This is a genomic window from Actinophytocola sp., assembly GCF_035634895.1.
In the GTDB taxonomy this organism is placed as follows: domain Bacteria; phylum Actinomycetota; class Actinomycetes; order Mycobacteriales; family Pseudonocardiaceae; genus Actinophytocola.
Window position 1 is genome coordinate 41,127 of the sequence record NZ_DASQCC010000064.1, and the last position, 16,687, is coordinate 57,813.

Consider the following 16,687-nt stretch of genomic DNA (forward strand, 5'->3'; position numbering starts at 1 on the left):
CTGGGATGGCGACTGTGTTACACCGAGATGTCGTGAATGCCGGAAACAAGGCGTGTGAGCTGCGCCACCTCGGTGGCTCAGTGGTCGCGCCCCAACAGCACCCGCTGCACCCACATCGCCAGCTCCGGGCGGCTGTTCACACCGCCCACCTTCTGGTAGATGCGCGTGATGTGCGTGTTGACGGTCCGCGTCGAGCGCCCGGTCCGCCGCGCGATGTCGTTGGTACGCAACCCTTCCGCGACCATCCGGGCGATCTGTGCCTCCGCGGGCGTCAGGTCGGCCAGCGTCATCTCCTCGGTCATCTCCTCGGTCCGCGGCAGGGCAGGCGGCCGCGGGCCCTCCAGCGGCCGCATCGCCAGCTCGTACACCTCGGCCGGCCCCATTTCGCGGCCCCGCCGGTACTCCTCCTCGAAGATCGCCGGGCCTGTCTGGTCCACCACGATCCGCCGGGCTATGTCGGTCTGGTTCCGGAACGGCTTCAGGCCCGTCGCCTTCGAGCCGACCCGTTCCTGCTGGCGCGTCGACGCCCCGTGCAGCACCGCCGCCCGCCGGCCGCGTGCCGCCCGCGCCAGTGCCCAGCAGATGGCCGTCGCCGTCCACACCGTGCCCCAGCGGTCGCCGATCTCCACCTGCGTCCGCAGGCCCTCCTGGAAGTACGCCAGCGCCTCCGCCGGATCCTCCTTGAACAGCAGTGCCACCACGCCCATGTCCCAGCGGGCCCAGCTGGTCGCGGACGGTGCGTCGGCCGCCAGCGCCTCCGCCAGGACGGCCGAGTTGACCTCCTCGGCCTCCCGCCGGTCGGTGCCGATCAGGCCAACGGCCAGGCCGAGGATCATGTGCGCCTGGTGGCGGTCGCCGGCCAGGGGCAACCCGGACTCGACCGCGGCGGTCAGCTTCGCCACCGCGCGGCGGAGCAGGGGGAGCGCGGTCTCCGCGTCGGCGCGCACCAGCAGCGCGTGGGCACCCTCCAGGAAGTCGAGCATCGCGGGCGGCTCCCCGTCGACCAGCCGCCGGCACGCCGTCAGTGCCGCGGCCGCGCCCTCCTGGTCGCCCTGGCAAAGCACCATCCAGCTGCGCATCGCCGTCGCCGCCACGCGCAGCGGCGTCGGGTCCGGCGGGCACTCGTCCAGCAGGCGCCGCAACAGGTTCGCGCCTTCGGCAAGCAACCCGCTGAACCACCAGAACCGCAGCCGCGCCAGGTTCAGCGCGATCTCGAGTGCCGTCCACGGGCTGCCGTGGTCACGCAGCCACGCCATGGCCGCACGCAGGTTGTCCAGCTCACGGCCGACGACCGCCAGCCACGCCAGCTCGCGCGACCTGTCCAGCCAGGTGTCCGCCGCCTGCCGCGCCAGCGTCGCGAAGTGCTCGGCGTGCGCCCGCCGCACCTGGTCCTCCTCGCCGCACTCCCGCAGCTTCCGCACCGCGTACTCGGCGATCGGCGGCAGCATCCCGTACCGGCCGGTGGCCGGATCCACCGTGCAGAGCGCCTTCTCCGTCAACCCGCCCAGCAGGTCGATGACCTCGGCCGGCGCGATGCCGTTCCCCGCGCACACCGCCTCGGCCTCGGCGAGGTCGAAACCGCCGGCGAAGCACGCCGTGCGCAGGAACAGCGTGCGCTCGGCGGCCAGGCACAGCTCGAACGAGTCGTCGAGGACCTGGCGCAGCGTCCGCTGGTGCGGCTGCGCCCGGCGCCGGGTGCCGTGCGTGGTCAGCAGTCCGCCGCCGTCGAGCCGGCGCAGCACCGTGTCCGGGGTCAGGCCCGACCGCAGCCGTGCCGCGATGAACTCCAGCACCAGCGGCAGGCCGCCCGACCACCGCACCAGCGCGCGGGCCTGTGCCGCCTGGTCCGCCGGGATCCGCATGCCACCGGAGCTCACCAGGTGCTCCAGCAACGACATCGCCTCGGAGCCGGCCGAGTCGTCCGCGTCGCCGGCCGGGATCGACAGTGGCCGCAACGGGATCAGGCGCTCGACCGGCAATCCCAGCTCGGCCCGTGAGGTCGCCAGCACCTGCAGGCCCGGCGCGACGTCCAGCAGGATCGCCACCAGGTCCCCGACCGCCGTGCGGATCCGCTCACAGTTGTCCAGCACCAGCAGAAGCGGCTCGGTGTCGCCGCTGAGGTGTGACACCAGCACCTCGACCGGATCGGACGAGGAGATGTGCGTGACCCCCAGCGCCGACTGCACCGCCCGCGCGATGCTCTCCAGGTCCGGCGCGTCGTCGTAGTCCCACCCCTCCGGCGGTTCACCGTCCACGTCGACGAGGTACGCGAACGCCGTGCGCCGGCCCTGACCGGCCACCGCGGACAGCACCTCCACCGCCATGCGGGTCTTGCCGATGCCGGGTGGCCCCTGCAACGTGACCAGCCGCTCGCCGGCCAGCGCGGTGAGCACCTCCTCGACGGCCTCGGCGCGCCCCACCAGGAGCGACGACATCGTGCTGGCGAGCCGGTAGTTCACCGTCATGAGCCCGAAAGGCTAGCGCCACCCGGGACCGTGCTCGTCCGGCCCGTCCGTGAAGTCGATCCCCGGCCCCGGCGTCAGCACCCCCGCGGGATCCCACCGCAGCTTGGCCACCCGCACCGCGGCCCACGTCTCGCCGTAGTGCTCGGCCCAGTCCGCGGCCGTCCACCGCAGCGAGCCGATCGGGTACACGTACCCGCCCAGTGCCCGCGCTTCCCGCGTCCACGTGGCGTTGCGGGCCAGCGCCCGCTCCGGGTAGGTGGCGGCGGGGCCCTCGTCGGCCGAGTCCGTGCTCAGCACGTCGCACAGGTACACCCGCCGCGTGCCCGCCGGCACGCGCAGCCGCGGCCGGGTGAACCCGTCGGCGTTGTGCGGGAACACCAGCACGAAACCCGTGCCCGGGGCGAAGTCCGCCAGGGTCATCCGGTCCACCACCGACGTCATGAACGGCGCGGCGTGCTCCTCCGGCACGAACACGTCGAACCACGGCTTGCGCAGCCCGTCCCACGTGCCGTCGGCGCGGACGGCGTCGATCATGACGTCGTTGCTCAGCGCGTAGTCCAGGTAGGGCATGTCCAGTTCCTGTCGGGCGGCCGGCTCCGGCACGCCGCCGAACAGGTCGGCGGGGGCGCCGAACTCGGTCACGAACAGCCGGTAGACCGGACCCGGCAACACCATGCAGTACAGCTCGTCGGCCTGTCCCTTGTCGCACAACAGCTTCATGGCCGCGAACGCGTCGGCGCCGGAAGCGTAGTCCAGCAGGTGCAGGCGCACCGACGCCGGCACGGAGGCCATCCGGAGGCGGACCCGCGTGATGATCCCGACCTGCCCCAGCCCCGCCAGCGCCGCCTCGAACAGGTCCCGTTCGTGCTCCCGGGAGCACCACACCGCCGCACCGCGACCCGTCACGATCTGTAGCTCCCGCACCAGATCCACCTGCGCGCCGAGCTTGTACGCCGGCGAGATTCCGCCGACGCTGAGCGTGCCGCCGACGGTCAACCGCAGATATCCCGTCAGCGCGGGGAAACGGGCGCCGACCGAGTGCGCCTGCGTCACGAGGTCCCGCCACAGCACACCGGCGTCCACGTCCGCGCCGTGCTGGTCGACGTGGTGGATCCGGTCGAGCCCGCGCATGTCGACCGCCAGGCCGTGCGGGGTGAGCCCCTGGCCGAAGGTCGTGTGCTTCTCGCCCCGCGCGGCCGTCCGGATGCCGTGCGCGGCGCAGAAGCGGACCATCGCCTCGATGTCGCGGACACTGCCCGGCAGCAGCACCGCCGACGGTTCGCCGAACACCAGGTTGCCCAGGTCGCGGCCGTGCTCGGCGAGCGCGGCCGGGGTCGCCACCAGCGTCCCGTCCAGCTGGGGAATCAGTTTCTGGAGCAACGGTTCTCCTGTGGGTTCGGTGCTCACCGGCCGTGCCACCACCTGGCGAGCGCGGCCAGCACGCCGGAACGGACCCGCACGGCGGACGACGCACGGGGCTCGCTGTGTCTGGCCGGTGTGGTGGCCGGCGCGCCGGTGATGGCACGGCCGGTGAGCACCGGGGCGGGTGGGAAGGTCACGGGCAGCGCCCGTATGCCGCGGCTGAACGGGCTGACCCGCCACGGCAGCTGGTCGACCGGGCAGCCCAGCGTCAGGCCGGGCAGCCGCTCGACCACCCGCTCGATCGCGGTCGAGGCCAGGAGCAACGCCATCTGTGGCACCGGGCAGCCGTGCGCGCCGGTGCTGAACGCGAGATGCGCCCGGTTGCCGGCACGGTCACCGGCCACCGCCGGGTCGGCGTTGGCCGCGGCGAGGCTGACCACCACCGGCTCGCCGGGTGGCAAAACCTGTCCGTACAAGGGATACGGCCGTACCGGGTAGCTGATGCAGTAGTTCGACATCGGCGGCCGCCGCCACAGGATCTCGTCGATCGCGGCGTCGACGGCGACCGTGCCGCCGGCGAGGCCCTCGGACAGGTCCGGGTTGGTCAGCAGCTCGACCAGCGCGCCGCCGACGAGGTTGGCCGCCGGCTCCGACCCGGCGCCCATCAGCACCAGCACGGTCTGCTTCAGCTCGTCCTCGGAAAGGTTGGCGCCGCTCGCCATCAGCGCAGACACCACGTCGTTGCCCGGCGCGGCGCGCTTGTGGTCGAGGAGGTCCCGCATGGTCTCGTTCAGCCGGCGGTCGGCCTCGACCGGGTCGTCGCCGTCGAACAGGGCCTGCACGCCCAGCATGATCCGCTCGGCCAGCTCGTCGGTGCAGCCGAACATGCGGGTGAACACGATCATCAGCAACGGCAGGGCGTAGCCCGCCATCAGGTCCGCGCGGCCCTCCGGGGCGACCCGGTCGATCAGCCGGTCGGCCACCGCGACGACGTCGCGGCGCAGCGCGCCGTGGTTGATCTGCCCCAGCGCCTCGGTGATCGCGCCACGCAGCCGGCGGTGGTCGTGCCCGTCGGCGAACATGGCGTTCGGCCGGTAGATCATCGTGCCCAGGACAGGACTGTCCCGCGGCGCGCTGTACTGCCACGGCCGCGGGTCCCGCCGGAACGACACCGGGTCCCGCAGCACCCGCAGCGCCGCGCGGTAGCTGAGCACCAGCGTCGCACGCACCCCTGGCGACAGCTCCACCGGCGCGGCGTCGCCGAAGGTGACCCGCAGCTCCTCGTAGGTGCGCTCCGGATGCGCGGTGAACTCCGGCCCGAACAGCCGCGTGGCCGGGGCGTACTGCTGTGTCATGAAGCCTCCTGCCTGGCGACCAGGAGGTACTCGACCAGCGCGATCAACGCACGCAGGACCGAGCCGTGGTCGCGGGCGTCGCAACGCACCAGCGGTGTCGTCGGGTCCAGGTCGAACGCCTGGCGGTACTCGTGGTCGGGATGGTGTGGCGCGTCGTCGAACTGGTTGACCGCCACCGCGTACCGCAGCCCCATCTCCTCCAGCCGCGTCATGGCGGTGAAGGAGTCCTGCACCCGCCGCGGGTCGGCCAGCACGAGCGCGCCCAGCGCGCCGTGCGCGAAGTCGTGCCACAGTGGGACGAACCGCTCCTGACCCGCCATGCCGAACAGGTACAGCGCGAGCGCGCCGCCCGGCAGCGTGCGGCGGCCGAAGTCGATGGCCACGGTGGTGGTCGACTTTCCCCGCATGCCGACGAGATCGTCCACCAGCTCGCCGCGCTGGGTCATGACCTCCTCGGTGCGCAACGGCGGGATCTCCGACACCGTGCCCACCAGCGTGGTCTTGCCGACCGCGAACGGCCCGGTGACGAGGATCTTCACCGGGTGCACCCCGCCGCTCAGGTAGCGCGGCTCAGACGAGCGCATTCAGGCCCTCCAGGACTTGGCGGAGCAGGTCGACGTTGACCCCGCGGTCCGGGGGCCTTTCGGGACCGGTCAGCAGGTGCCCGCTCACGACCAGGTCGGCCACCAACACCTTGACGACACTGGACGGCAGCGCGAGATGGGCGGCGATCTCGGCGATGGACAGCCACCCGCCGGCGCACAGCCGCATCAGGGCACGCTGCTCCGGCGAGTGCGAGTGCTGGTTCTGCTCGGTGCCGACGGTGACCAGCGTGACGTGGTCCAGCGTGCCCAGCACGGGCGCGGCGCGCCCACCGGTGATCACGTGGGAACGCACCAGCGCCGGCCGCCGCCGGGCGGTCACTGGCCGGCTCGGGGCGCGGCCGCCATCGCCTGCCCCAGCCGCTGCACCACCTGCTGGACCCGTACCGACAGCGTCTCCATGTCCACCTCGCGGCCCGCGACCACGGCCAGCACGGTGTTCCGCGCCGCCGCGACCCGCATGAGGTAGCCCCACGGGTACTCGTCGAGGCCCTGCCACCACTGGCCGGCGTCCGAACGCAGGGTGCGCTCGCAGTTCTTGGCCAGCGAGACCAGCCCGGAGACGGCCGCGGCCAGCGAGTCGGCCCGGTCGCGGGGGAGGTCGCCGCGCGAGCTGTGCAGGAGGCCGTCGCTGGTGACCAGGATGGCGTGCTGGACATGCGGCACCCGCAGCACCTCGTCGAGCATCCAGCTCGTGTCCTGCTCGATCGTGGTCGGCATCAGGGCGTCCTCTCCTGGGGCTGTACCTCGCGTCCGGTGGCGGTGCCCCGCTGCCACGCCCCGAGCACGGCCGGGCGGATGTCCGGCGGGGTCACCCAGTGCGCGCCGTCCGTCCGGTCGGGCTCGGTGGCCCGCTGCCGGCGCCGCATGGGCAACCCGCCCGGCGTGGTGTCCCCGTGCGGGATCGGCGGCGGCGACGGCACGACCACCCGGGCGGCGGGGACGGGCGCCGGTTCCGGCACCTGCTCCGGCGCGGGGACGAGGATGGCGCCCGGCACCAGCACGATCGCCTGCGTGCCGCCGAACGGCGAGGGCCGCCCGACCGTCACGGTCAGCTCGTACTGGGCCGAAAGCACGCCACAGACCGGGAAGCCGACCTGCGCCGGGTTGCCCAGGTCGCGCACGTCCACCGGCTGCTGGCCGGACAGCAGCCGCGCGGCGCGCTCGACCTGCTCGGCCGCCATCCCGACCCCGGCGTCGTCGATCTGCACGACCACGCCCCGGTCGACCTGGAACAACGCGACATGCACGCGGGTGCTGGGCGAGGAACAGCGGGCGGCGTTGTCCAGCAGCTCGGCCAGCACGAGCGCGACGGCCTCGACGGCCTGGCCGCGCACGGCCCACGGCACCGGCGGACCCAGCTCGACGCGCTGGTGGTCGCGGATGCGGCCCATGGCGCCGCGGATGACCTGCTCGACCGTGGTGTCGTCGCGCTGGATGCCCGTGCCGGAACCACACAGCACGCCGACGCCGACCACGCGGCGGGCGAGCTGCCCGGCGGTGAGGTCGATGTCCATGAGACCGGCCAGGACGTTCGGGTCGTCGAACGCCCGCTGCATCTGCTCGATGGCCGACTGCTGTTCGGTGACCAGCGCGCGGAGCGTGCGGGTGACACCCATGAGGGCGGCCTGTGCGTCCTCGGCTCCTCGGGTCGCCGCCGTGGTGGCCGCGGCGCGGGCGAGGGCCAGGATCTGCTCGCCGTACCCGTCGAGGTCCGGGGCGCCGCCGTGGAACCGGCCGGCGGGGTCGAGCGCGGCGGGCAGCTGGCGTTCGGCGAGGTCCCGGAGCCCACGCTGGTAGGCGGCCACGCGCGCGCCCAGGTTCCGGGTGATGTTGTGCTGCCGGGCCAGCAGGAGACCGAGTACCAGCAGGGCGAGCACCGCGACCGCGATACCCGGTGACGGGAGGAGCACGCGCGGTATTTTCGCAGTCAAGATCACCTGGCGCGTCGGTACTTTTCCGCCTTCTGTTCGGCGCACGGCGGGTACGTACTACGACTTTCTACGTACCCGGGCCGGGGAGAGGCTCACCGGGTACACACCCGCCGGTTGCTTCACTGGACGGAATCGGCTCGGCGACCGGGGGTGCCATGAGTCTGGGTGGTTTCAGCGCGCCGTGGTGGTTGCTGCTCTTCGTGTTCGTCGCCGCGCTGATCGCCGGTTACGTCGTGGTCATGGCCGAACGCAAGCGGCGGTTGCTGCGTTTCGCGAACCTGCCGTTGCTGGAACGCGTGGCACCGAAGGGACCGGGCGGGATCCGCCATGTGGCACCGGCTCTGCTGCTCGTGTCGCTGATCTTCTTCGTCATCGGCATGGCCGGCCCGACCGCCGAGCAGCGGCTGCCCCGCAACCGGGCGACGGTGATGCTCGTCGTCGACGTGTCGCTCTCGATGGAGGCCACCGACGTGCGGCCGAGCAGGCTCGCCGCGGCCCAGGCCGCCGCCACCTCGTTCGTCGAGAACATGACGCCGGGCATCAACCTCGGGCTGATCTCGTTCGCCGGGACCGCGACCGTGCTGGTGTCGCCGACGACCGACCGGGACGGCGTCGTCCGGGCCATCGAGCGCCTCGAGCTGGCCGAGGCAACCGCCACCGGTGACGCGATCTTCGCCGCCCTCAACGCCATCGACGGCTTCGCCACGGTCATCAGCGGTGCGGACGGACCACCGCCGGCACGGATCGTGCTGATGACCGACGGCAAGCAGACCGTGCCGAACACCGACCCGGACAGCCCGCGCGGCGGTTTCGCCGCGGCGCGGGTGGCGAAGAACCGCGGCGTCCCGATCTCCACCATCTCGTTCGGCACCGAGAACGGCACCGTCACCATCAACGGCAAGACCACGGACGTCCCGGTGGACGACGCCGCGATGCGGGAGATCGCCGAGCTGTCCGGCGGCGAGTTCCACAAGGCCGCCAGCGCGGAGGAGCTGAGACAGGTCTACGAGACGCTGGGCGAGCAGATCGGCTTCGAGATCAAGCACATGGACGCCAGCCGCCCCTGGCTGATCCTCGGCACCCTGGTCCTGCTCTGCGCGGTCGCCGGCTCGCTGGTGATCAGCCAGCGGGTCCCGTGAGCGCCAGGATCGGGCCGGCGAGCAGGCCGACCAGCACCGACGCCGGCGCGGCGAGGTAGGCCGTGAGGCTGGCGGCACGGTCGGGCCGGGGGAACTCGTCGCGCGTGCGCAGCGCCGGCACGAGCCAGCGCAGGTAGTAGAAGAGACTCGCGACGGTGTTGACCGCCGCGACCACCACCAGCCACCCGAGGCCCGCGTCGAAGGTCGCGGTGAAGATCGTGAGCTTGCCGGCGAACACGCCGGTCGGCGGGGTGCCGACCAGACCGAGCAGGCACACCGCGAGACTCACCGCGAGCCACGGCCGGTGCCCGCGCAGACCCGCGTAGTCGTCCAGGGTTCTGGCCCGGGGGAGCGCGCAGACGACCGCGAAGGCGCCGAGGTTCGTCACCGCGTAGGCGGCGAGGTAGAGCAGCAGGCTCGGCAGCGCGAGGGACGCGCGCGCGGCGGCCACGGCCATCAGCAGGTAGCCGACCTGGCTGATCGTCGAGTAGGCGAGCAGGCGGCGGACGTCCCGCTGGAAGAACGCCGCCAGGTTGCCCAGGGTCATCGTCGCCGCGGCCAGCACGGCGATCAGGAGCGGCCAGTTCAGCGGCAGGACCGTCACGAACCGGTGGATCGCGACGACCGCGCCGATCTTGGGGATCGTGGTGACCGTCGCGCCGACCGCCGGGTGCGTGCCCTCGGTGACGTCCGGCACCCAGAAGTGACCGGGCACCGCGCCGGCCTTGAACACGAGCCCGCCGAGCACGGCGACGGCCCCGACCGCGACCGCCGCGGCGGGCGCGCCGGGCAGCATGTGGTGCAGCGTCGGATAGTCGCTGCCCCGGCCGGCGCCGGCCAGCAGCATGACGCCGAACAGCATCGTGGTGCCCAGCAACGCGCCGAGCAGGTAGAACTTGAGGCTCGCCTCGGTGCCCGGACCGTCCTTGGCGAACCCGGTGAGCGCGTAGAGCGGCACGCTGGCCAACAGGTACGCGGCCGCCAGCAGGAGCAGGTCGTTCGCGCCGGCCAGCACGACCGCCCCGAGCGCGGCGAGCAACAGCAGGACGACGAACTCGGTCTCCCTCGCGTGGCCGCCGATCCGCGCCATGGCGAGCACCAGCGGCACCGACACGCACACCACGATCCTGGTCGTGTTGGTGGCGGTGTCGACGGCATAGGTGTCCGCGAACACCATCCCGGTCCCGCCGGTGACCGTCCACACCAGACTCGCCACGCACGCGACCACCGCGAGCACCCTGACCACCCACTGGCGGTGCCGCGGCAGGAACGACCCGAGCAGCAGCCCCACGACCGACGCGCAGGCGAGGATGATCTCCGGCAGCAGGCGGCCGAGGTCGGTGGCCATGTCCAGCCCGGCGTTCACCGGCGCACCAGCGTGCCGAGCACGCGGGCGGCGGGCTCGACGAGGTCGAGCAGGAAGCGCGGGAACAGCCCGAGCACCACCGCGAGCGCCATCAGTGGCGCGATCGACAGCGTCTCGGTCACGGTCAGGTCGCCGACCCCGCCGGCCGGCTCGCCGAGGAACAGCCGCTGGTAGGCGCGGAGGAACAACGCGGCCGTGACGAGAATCCCGAGGAACGCCAACGCGGTCGCGACCGGCGCGCCGGGCAGCGAACCGGTGAGGATCTGGAACTCCGCGACGAACCCGGAGAACCCGGGCAGCCCGAGCGACGCGAACGCGGCGACCGCCGTGAGGCCGGCGAAGCGGGGCGCGCCGGCGGCGATGCCGCCGTACGCGTCGAGGTCGTAGGTGCCGCCCCGCTCGTACAGTACGCCGGCCAGCAGGAACAGCGCCCCGGTGATCAGGCCGTGGCTGACCATCTGCGTCACCGCGCCCGCCACGGCCAGGTCGTGCGCCAGTGGGTCCGAAGTGGACAGCAGGCCGGCCGCGCCGACGGCGAGGACGACGTACCCCATGTGGTTGACCGAGGTGTAGGCGACCATCCGCTTGAAGTCCCGCTGCGCCAACGCGACCAGCGCGCCGTAGAGCACGCTCACCACGCCGACGGCGACGACCACCCCGGCCCAGTCGCGCCACGCGTCCGGCAGCATCGGCATGGCGATGCGGACGAAGCCGTACGTGCCCAGCTTCAGCAACACCCCGGCCAGGATCGCGGAACCCTCGGCCGGCGCCTCGGTGTGCGCGGGCGGCAGCCAGGTGTGGAACGGCACGGTCGGCGTCTTGATCGCGAGCCCGACGCCGATGGCCACGAGCACGAGCGTCGCGACGGTCCCCTTGCCCTGTAGGGGGTTCTGCGCGGTGAGCTGGACCATGTCGAACGTGTGCGGCGCGGCGGCGAGGTAGAGGCCGATGAACCCGAGCAGCAGCGCGAGTGAGCCGAGGAACGTGTAGAGGAAGAACTGCAGTGCCGCCCGTGCCGCGTTCCGGTGCCCCCAGCCGGCGATCACGAAGTACATGCCCACGATGGACAGGTCGAAGAACACGAAGAACAGCACGAGGTCCAGCGAGACGAACACGCCCATGCAGACTGTCTCGAGGAACAGGAACAACGCCGCGAACGACCGGATCCGGTCGTTGTCGGGCTGCCTCGGCCCGCTCGGCGCTTCGCGGCCCGTGCCCGACCCGGTGCGGCGCAACGCGTAGATAGCGCAGGCGAGGAACAGCACGGCCGTCACGGCGACCAGCGGCAGGCTCAGCCCGTCGACACCGAGGTGGTAGCCGGAGCTGACGGTGGGAATCCACCGCCGGTTGACCTCGTAGCCGTAACCCGGACCGTCGTAACCCAGCCACAGCACGACGACGAGCACCAGCTCGACCGCGCTGGCGCCGACCCACGCCCACCGCACCACGGCGTCGCCGGCCTTCGCCACGAGCAGTGCCACGGCCACCGCGACCGGCAGGAAGACGACGATGCTGAGCACGCTCACCTCACCAGGAGTAGCAGGACGGCGAGCGCGGCGAGCGCGACCACCGCCTGGGCGTAGTAGTGGTGGAGCTGCCCGGTCTGCGGACGCCGCGCGAGCCGGCCCACCGCGCGAAACCCCCGCGCGACGAGTCGGACGACTCCGTCGACCGACCACTCGACGCGCCGGTCGACCAGCCGCGCGAACGCCGTGCCGACCGCGGCCGTCGTCCGGACGGTGCCGGCCACGGCCCTGTCGTCGAACCGCGCGAGGCCGTTCGCGAGTGCCAGGGTGGGCCGCGCGACGACGGCGTTCGCGAGCCTCTCCAGGCCCAGCCAGCCGAGCAGGGGAGCGGGTGCGGGGAGGTCCCGCCGGCTGACCACCCGTGCCGTCAGCCCGGCGGCGAGCAGGGCGAGCACACCGGAGACGACCAGCTCCCACCAGGCGGGCTCGGTGCCGCGTTCCGTCCACAGGCCAGGCAGGGCAAGGAGACCGAGCCCGGCGGCGCCGGCCGCGAGCGGTGGCAGGGCCGCCAGCTGCGGCCGGGGGACCGGCTTCTTCGCGCGCCCCGTGGGTGCCCAGACCAGCGCCAGCGCCCGGCCGGCGTACGCGGCGCCGAGCGCGGCGGCGGCGAGTCCCACCAGGTACAGGGGCACGGACTCGTGCAGCGCCGCGGTGAGCACGTGATCTTTCGTCGCCCACAGGGAAAGCGGCGGAACCCCGGCGAGCGAGAGGGCGCCCACGGTGAAGGCGATGCCGACGAGCCGGTACCCGCGGGCCGCGCCGCCCAGCCCGGCGAGGTCCTTCGTCCCCAGCGCGGTCAGCCACGCGCCGGCGCACAGGAACAGCAGGCTCTTGGTGAACGCGTGCGCCACCAGCTGCCAGGTGCCGGCCGCGACGCCGCCCGTGCCGGCCGCCAGCACCATGAAACCGACCTGCGCGCACGTGGATGCCGCCAGCAGCTGCTTGAGATCCCGCTGCACCACCGCCACCGCGCCCAGCGCCACCGCCGTGGCCGCGCCCACCCACGCGACCGTCACCGCCGCCCATGAGGTGGCATCGAGCAGAGGCTCCATGCGTAGCAACAGGTACGCGCCGGCCGCGACCATGGTCGCCGAGTGCAGCAGCGCGGAGACCGGGCTGGGGCCGTCCATCGCGCGCGAAAGCCAGAAGCTGAACGGCAGCTGGGCCGACTTGCCGAGCGCGGCGACCACCAGCCCGGCCGCCACGACGTCGCGCCAACCGGCCGGAAGCCCGGCCAGCCGGTCGAGCTCGAGGCCGTGCGCACCGCCCGCGAGCGCGGCGCCCGCAGCGAGGTACAGCCCGAGGTCCGCGGCCCGCGTGGTCAGGAAGGCGACGAGCCCCGACCGGACCCGGCGCGGTTCCCGCCACCAGAAGCCGATGAGCGCGTACGAGGTGGCGCCCATGACCTCCCAGGCCATCAGGAGCGTGAGCAGTGTCGTCGCGGTGACGGTCACCAGCATCGCGGCCGCGAAGAGCAGCATCAGACCGTAGAAGCGGACCGACCGCAGCTCCCCGGCCGCGAACACCAGCACCGCGAGCAGGACCACCAGGACCGTCACGATCATCACCGCGGACAGCCCGTCCACGCCGAGCTCGAAGGAGATCCCGTCCAGGAAGGCCATGTCAGTCCCGGAGATCCGCGGCCAGGTCGGTCATGTCGACGTCCCTGGCGCGGAAGATCGCGGTGGTGACGGCGAAACCGGCCGCCATCTCGACGGCCATCGCGGTGATCGCGACGACGATCACGACCTGGCCGTCGGGCCGGTCCGGCGCGGTGTAGTACCAGAACGCCGCACCCCCGACGATCACCGCGTTGATCATCAGCTCCAGCCCCATCATGATCATCACGATGGACTGCTGCGAAAGCGCGCCGTAGAGCCCGATGCTGAACAGCGCGGAGGCGAGGAGCAGGTACTCGGTCATCGCCCCAGTCCTCCCCGGACGGGGTCGTCGGGCGGTCTCCGGTCGAGGCGGTCACCGTACCGGTCGTAGCGACCCCGGTGCGTGGCAAGCACGACGGTGGCGACGATCGTGGCGAAGAGGGCGAGGCCGAGGACCACCATGGTGAGCATCCTGGGCCCCATGAGCGCCTGGCCGAGCGCCATGGTGGGGTCCGCCGGGCGCGCGGCGTCGGTGCCGGGCCAGTCGACGAGCACACTGCCGGCGGCGAGCACCCCGAAGGTGGCCACCGAGATGACGAGCGCGCCCTTCTTGTTGTGCACCATGGTCATCGGCATCAGTCCGGCCGGGTTCATCATGTACATGACCATGAACACGACCATGATCACCATCTCCATGACCATCATGAGGATGACCAGGATGCCCAGGTAGGTGAGGTCGGCGAGCAGAACCGTCACGCTCGCGAAGACGAACGAGGCGAGGAGCGCGAAGGTGGCCCGAGCCATGGAGTCGACCCGGAACACAGCGATGCCCGAGGCGACGGCGCCGGCGGCACACACCCAGAAGACGACGTCCATGATCCTCCGTTCAGCTGACCACGATGGACACGAAGAGGGCCTGCAGGAGGGTGGCGGGGATGAGCACCATCCAGGCCACCTCCATGAACCGCTCGACGCGGACGGTCGGCATCCGGCGCCCGGCGAGGACGAGGAGCGCGAGCACGGCGGCGGTCTTGACGAGCGACCACGACCAGTCCGGCAGCAGCGGACCGGCGCCACCGCCGAGGAAGAGCGGCACGGCCATGGCGGCGCCGGAGACGAGGAGAACCTGCCGCCCGGCGAGGAACACCAGACGGTCCACACCGGACAGTTCGGCGCCGGCGCCCCCGGCGAGGTCGCTGCCGGTCGCCTGGTCGAACGGCCTGGAGAACGACATCGCGAGCACGGACACCAGGTACCCGAGGAAGGCGACCGGCATCCACACGACGAACCAGAGGCCGCGCTGCGCGCCGGCGATGTCGGCGACCCGCAGCGACCCGGCCCCGATGGCGACGGTGGTGAGCGCGAACATGTGCGGCAGCTCGTAGGCGAGGCCCTGCGCCACGAACCGGTACCCGCCGACGAGCGAGAACGCGGAGTTGGGCCCCCAGCCGGCGAGCCAGACGGCCGCCCAGGCGACGATCTCCATGGCGTTGAACCACACGACCCCGACGTCGAGGTCCGCGACGGCCCACCGCCCGAGTGGTGTGACTCCCGAGGCCAGCACGGCGGCCACGAGCAGCACGAGCCCGGCGCCCCGCCAGAGGAGACCGTCGGCGGCGAGGGTGCGCCTGCGCTGCTGCACGAGCAACCCGGTGACCGTCCGCAGAGGCTCGAGGGCGGCGCTCCTGGTGGACCGCCCCGCCGCACGGGCCGCGAGGACGGCGTCGAAGGCGGTGGCCGCGAAGGCGAACAGGCAGAGCAGGGCGAGCAGTGGGAGCGCGCTCCACCAGGCGGTCGGCTCGACCGCGGCATCCGTCGTCGCGACCCTAGCCATGCAGGCTCGCGACGGTGAGACGGGCGGCGGCGAACTCGGTGCCCGCGAGGAGGTCTGGGAGCCCCGTGACCGTCCACTGTGGCTCGTCGCGGCGGTCGAGCCAGCCGTGGAGGCGGTCCAGTGCGTCCCCGGACTCGGTCCGGCCGACGCCGGCGAGCAGCCACCGAAGCGACCGGGACCGGCGAACCCTGCTGGCCCAGCGCCGCAACGGCTCCTGGGGCGCGGTGCCGTCCAGGGCCTGGTCCCGGAGGCGCTGAGCGGTGGTGGCGGCGTCGACCCAGCCGGCGAGGGCGAGCAGGCGGGCACTGGCGTCGAGCCGGCGGGCGACCGGGTGTGCTGCCCAGAAGGAGTCGTGGGTGCCGTCGAGCACCTCGACGGTGGCGTCCTGGATGACGTCGCCCTGGAGTCTGGTGTGGACGATGAGACCCGGCGGCCACAGGGGAAGCGCGGGGCCGAGGGGGACGTGCAGCTGGTCGAGCATGAGCCCGTCACGGTCGGGAGCACGGTCGGCCATGGGCACACCGCCGGGCGACGCCATGCCGGCCATGTGATGGTCGTGTCCGCCGTGGCTCGGCTGCCCGCCGCCGTGCTCGTGTCCGTCATGGCCGGAAGCGTCGCCTTGCTCGTGTCCGCCGTGGCTCGGCTGCCCGTCGCCGTGCTCGTGTCCGCCGTGGCCGGAGGCGTCGCCGTGGTGGGAGTGGCCGGCAGGCTGGGAACCGTGGGCGGCATGAGGGTGATCGGCGGCATCGTGGCTGGGGCCGCCGCAGCCGGCGTGCTCTTCGTGGCCGGTTTGACTTGTCGCGGCGTGGGCGTGCTCCGGCGCCCCGGCGGGCTGGGCCTGCCGGCGCTGCTCATCCGCGTCGTGGAGCAGCTCCAGCGCGGCCGCCAGCGCGCCCGGCACCGCCGCGCTCACCGCCACGTCCACCCGCACCCGCGGCGCCGGAACCGTCCGCCACACCCGGGTCGCGTACGGCTCCAGGCCCCCGCCCGCCACCACCAGCATGTTCGCCTCCGCCGGGTTGAGCGCCAGCCGCCAACCCCGCTCCCGCGCGTACCGCTCCGCCGCCACCCGCGCCCCCGTGCCGCCCGGCGCCGTCACCACCAGCAGGCTCGGCCGGGTGTGCCGCAGCAGCCACGACGTCACGCCCACCGCAGCGCACCCTCCCGCCACGCATACGCGACGCCGGCGAACAGGATGCCCAGGAACACGAACATCTCCACTACCGCGGTCGTCCCCTCCTCGGCCACGACGAGGGTCCACGGGTACATGAACACCATCTCCATGTCGAACGCCAGGAACACCATCGTCACCGTGTACCAGCGGACATGGAAGCGGGACACCGCATGCTCGGTCGGCTCGTGGCCGGACAGGAACGGTCGCACGTCCGCCACCCGGCCCAGCCGCACCAGCAACGCGACGCCGTACGCCGCCCCGGCCAGCAGGAGCGCCGCGACCGCCAGCACGAGCATGCCCCACCTCCTCCGAATACCCGGTGGGGGTAA

The 16,687-nt window shown here is 72.8% G+C and carries 16 protein-coding genes; 1 reads left to right on the forward strand and 15 read right to left on the reverse strand.

Going from position 1 to position 16,687, the window contains the following annotated elements; genetic code table 11:
• Positions 1-77: 77 nt before the first annotated feature.
• From VET29_RS09300 to VET29_RS09330, 7 genes are read right to left on the reverse strand one after another with little or no spacing between them, the layout of a single operon-like run.
• Positions 78-2,465 (reverse strand): LuxR C-terminal-related transcriptional regulator, encoded by a 2,388-nt coding sequence (locus tag VET29_RS09300; protein WP_324917603.1) that lies wholly within the window; start codon positions 2,463-2,465, stop codon positions 78-80.
• Between the two features lie 12 nt (positions 2,466-2,477).
• The gene (locus VET29_RS09305) at positions 2,478-3,845 is read right to left on the reverse strand and encodes an FAD-binding protein (protein ID WP_324917606.1); all 1,368 of its coding nucleotides are present in this window, start codon (positions 3,843-3,845) and stop codon (positions 2,478-2,480) included.
• A gap of 23 nt (positions 3,846-3,868) precedes the next feature.
• Positions 3,869-5,182, reverse strand: a complete 1,314-nt coding sequence (locus tag VET29_RS09310) for a cytochrome P450 (protein WP_324917609.1) — start codon at positions 5,180-5,182, stop codon at positions 3,869-3,871.
• Positions 5,179-5,766 (reverse strand): GTP-binding protein, encoded by a 588-nt coding sequence (locus tag VET29_RS09315; protein ID WP_324917612.1) that lies wholly within the window; start codon positions 5,764-5,766, stop codon positions 5,179-5,181. Before VET29_RS09315 ends, VET29_RS09310 begins: the two co-directional genes overlap by 4 nt.
• A complete protein-coding gene (locus VET29_RS09320) occupies positions 5,753-6,106 on the reverse strand; it encodes a DUF742 domain-containing protein (protein ID WP_324917615.1) in 354 nt (117 codons plus the stop codon). The genes VET29_RS09315 and VET29_RS09320 overlap by 14 nt, the downstream gene beginning before the upstream one ends.
• Positions 6,103-6,504 carry a roadblock/LC7 domain-containing protein gene (locus tag VET29_RS09325; protein ID WP_324917618.1) on the reverse strand — a complete coding sequence of 134 codons (402 nt, stop codon included), beginning with the start codon at positions 6,502-6,504 and terminating at the stop codon, positions 6,103-6,105. The genes VET29_RS09320 and VET29_RS09325 overlap by 4 nt, the downstream gene beginning before the upstream one ends.
• A complete protein-coding gene (locus VET29_RS09330; protein WP_324917621.1) occupies positions 6,504-7,697 on the reverse strand; it encodes an ATP-binding protein in 1,194 nt (397 codons plus the stop codon). Before VET29_RS09330 ends, VET29_RS09325 begins: the two co-directional genes overlap by 1 nt.
• Positions 7,698-7,873: 176 nt before the next feature.
• Between VET29_RS09330 and VET29_RS09335 the strand changes: the two genes are divergently transcribed.
• Entirely contained in the window at positions 7,874-8,857 is a 984-nt protein-coding gene (locus tag VET29_RS09335) for a VWA domain-containing protein (protein ID WP_324917624.1), read from the forward strand.
• Here VET29_RS09335 and VET29_RS09340 read toward each other — a convergent pair.
• The 8 genes from VET29_RS09340 to VET29_RS09375 are packed head-to-tail and all read right to left on the reverse strand — an operon-like array spanning position 8,838 to position 16,654.
• Positions 8,838-10,223, reverse strand: coding sequence for an NADH-quinone oxidoreductase subunit N (locus tag VET29_RS09340; RefSeq protein ID WP_324917627.1), 1,386 nt, complete (start codon positions 10,221-10,223; stop codon positions 8,838-8,840). The two genes, VET29_RS09335 and VET29_RS09340, sit on opposite strands and share 20 nt — an antisense overlap.
• On the reverse strand, positions 10,220-11,743 hold the full coding sequence (locus VET29_RS09345) for an NADH-quinone oxidoreductase subunit M (protein ID WP_324917707.1): 1,524 nt from the start codon (positions 11,741-11,743) through the stop codon (positions 10,220-10,222). Before VET29_RS09345 ends, VET29_RS09340 begins: the two co-directional genes overlap by 4 nt.
• A 2-nt stretch (positions 11,744-11,745) precedes the next feature.
• The gene (locus tag VET29_RS09350) at positions 11,746-13,371 is read right to left on the reverse strand and encodes a proton-conducting transporter membrane subunit (RefSeq protein WP_324917630.1); all 1,626 of its coding nucleotides are present in this window, start codon (positions 13,369-13,371) and stop codon (positions 11,746-11,748) included.
• 1 nt (position 13,372) lies between these two features.
• The gene (gene nuoK / locus VET29_RS09355) at positions 13,373-13,672 is read right to left on the reverse strand and encodes an NADH-quinone oxidoreductase subunit NuoK (protein ID WP_324917633.1); all 300 of its coding nucleotides are present in this window, start codon (positions 13,670-13,672) and stop codon (positions 13,373-13,375) included.
• Positions 13,669-14,226: an NADH-quinone oxidoreductase subunit J gene (locus VET29_RS09360; RefSeq protein ID WP_324917636.1), complete on the reverse strand. Its 558-nt coding sequence runs from the start codon at positions 14,224-14,226 to the stop codon at positions 13,669-13,671. The genes nuoK and VET29_RS09360 overlap by 4 nt, the downstream gene beginning before the upstream one ends.
• Positions 14,227-14,236: 10 nt before the next feature.
• Entirely contained in the window at positions 14,237-15,184 is a 948-nt protein-coding gene (locus tag VET29_RS09365) for a complex I subunit 1 family protein (RefSeq protein ID WP_324917639.1), read from the reverse strand.
• Positions 15,177-16,334: a hypothetical protein gene (locus VET29_RS09370; protein ID WP_324917642.1), complete on the reverse strand. Its 1,158-nt coding sequence runs from the start codon at positions 16,332-16,334 to the stop codon at positions 15,177-15,179. Before VET29_RS09370 ends, VET29_RS09365 begins: the two co-directional genes overlap by 8 nt.
• Positions 16,325-16,654 (reverse strand): NADH-quinone oxidoreductase subunit A, encoded by a 330-nt coding sequence (locus VET29_RS09375; protein WP_324917647.1) that lies wholly within the window; start codon positions 16,652-16,654, stop codon positions 16,325-16,327. The genes VET29_RS09370 and VET29_RS09375 overlap by 10 nt, the downstream gene beginning before the upstream one ends.
• Positions 16,655-16,687 lie beyond the last annotated feature (33 nt).

Bases quoted from the DNA above. Each gene is read 5' to 3' on its own strand.
- VET29_RS09300 (WP_324917603.1), bottom strand. From the start codon at position 2,465: ATGACGGTGAACTACCGGCTCGCCAGCACGATGTCGTCGCTCCTGGTG.
- VET29_RS09310 (WP_324917609.1), bottom strand. From the start codon at position 5,182: ATGACACAGCAGTACGCCCCGGCCACGCGGCTGTTCGGGCCGGAGTTC.
- VET29_RS09315 (WP_324917612.1), bottom strand. From the start codon at position 5,766: ATGCGCTCGTCTGAGCCGCGCTACCTGAGCGGCGGGGTGCACCCGGTG.
- VET29_RS09325 (WP_324917618.1), bottom strand. From the start codon at position 6,504: ATGCCGACCACGATCGAGCAGGACACGAGCTGGATGCTCGACGAGGTG.
- VET29_RS09335 (WP_324917624.1), top strand. From the start codon at position 7,874: ATGAGTCTGGGTGGTTTCAGCGCGCCGTGGTGGTTGCTGCTCTTCGTG.
- VET29_RS09350 (WP_324917630.1), bottom strand. From the start codon at position 13,371: ATGGCCTTCCTGGACGGGATCTCCTTCGAGCTCGGCGTGGACGGGCTG.
- nuoK (WP_324917633.1), bottom strand. From the start codon at position 13,672: ATGACCGAGTACCTGCTCCTCGCCTCCGCGCTGTTCAGCATCGGGCTC.
- VET29_RS09360 (WP_324917636.1), bottom strand. From the start codon at position 14,226: ATGGACGTCGTCTTCTGGGTGTGTGCCGCCGGCGCCGTCGCCTCGGGC.
- VET29_RS09365 (WP_324917639.1), bottom strand. From the start codon at position 15,184: ATGGCTAGGGTCGCGACGACGGATGCCGCGGTCGAGCCGACCGCCTGG.
- VET29_RS09375 (WP_324917647.1), bottom strand. From the start codon at position 16,654: ATGCTCGTGCTGGCGGTCGCGGCGCTCCTGCTGGCCGGGGCGGCGTAC.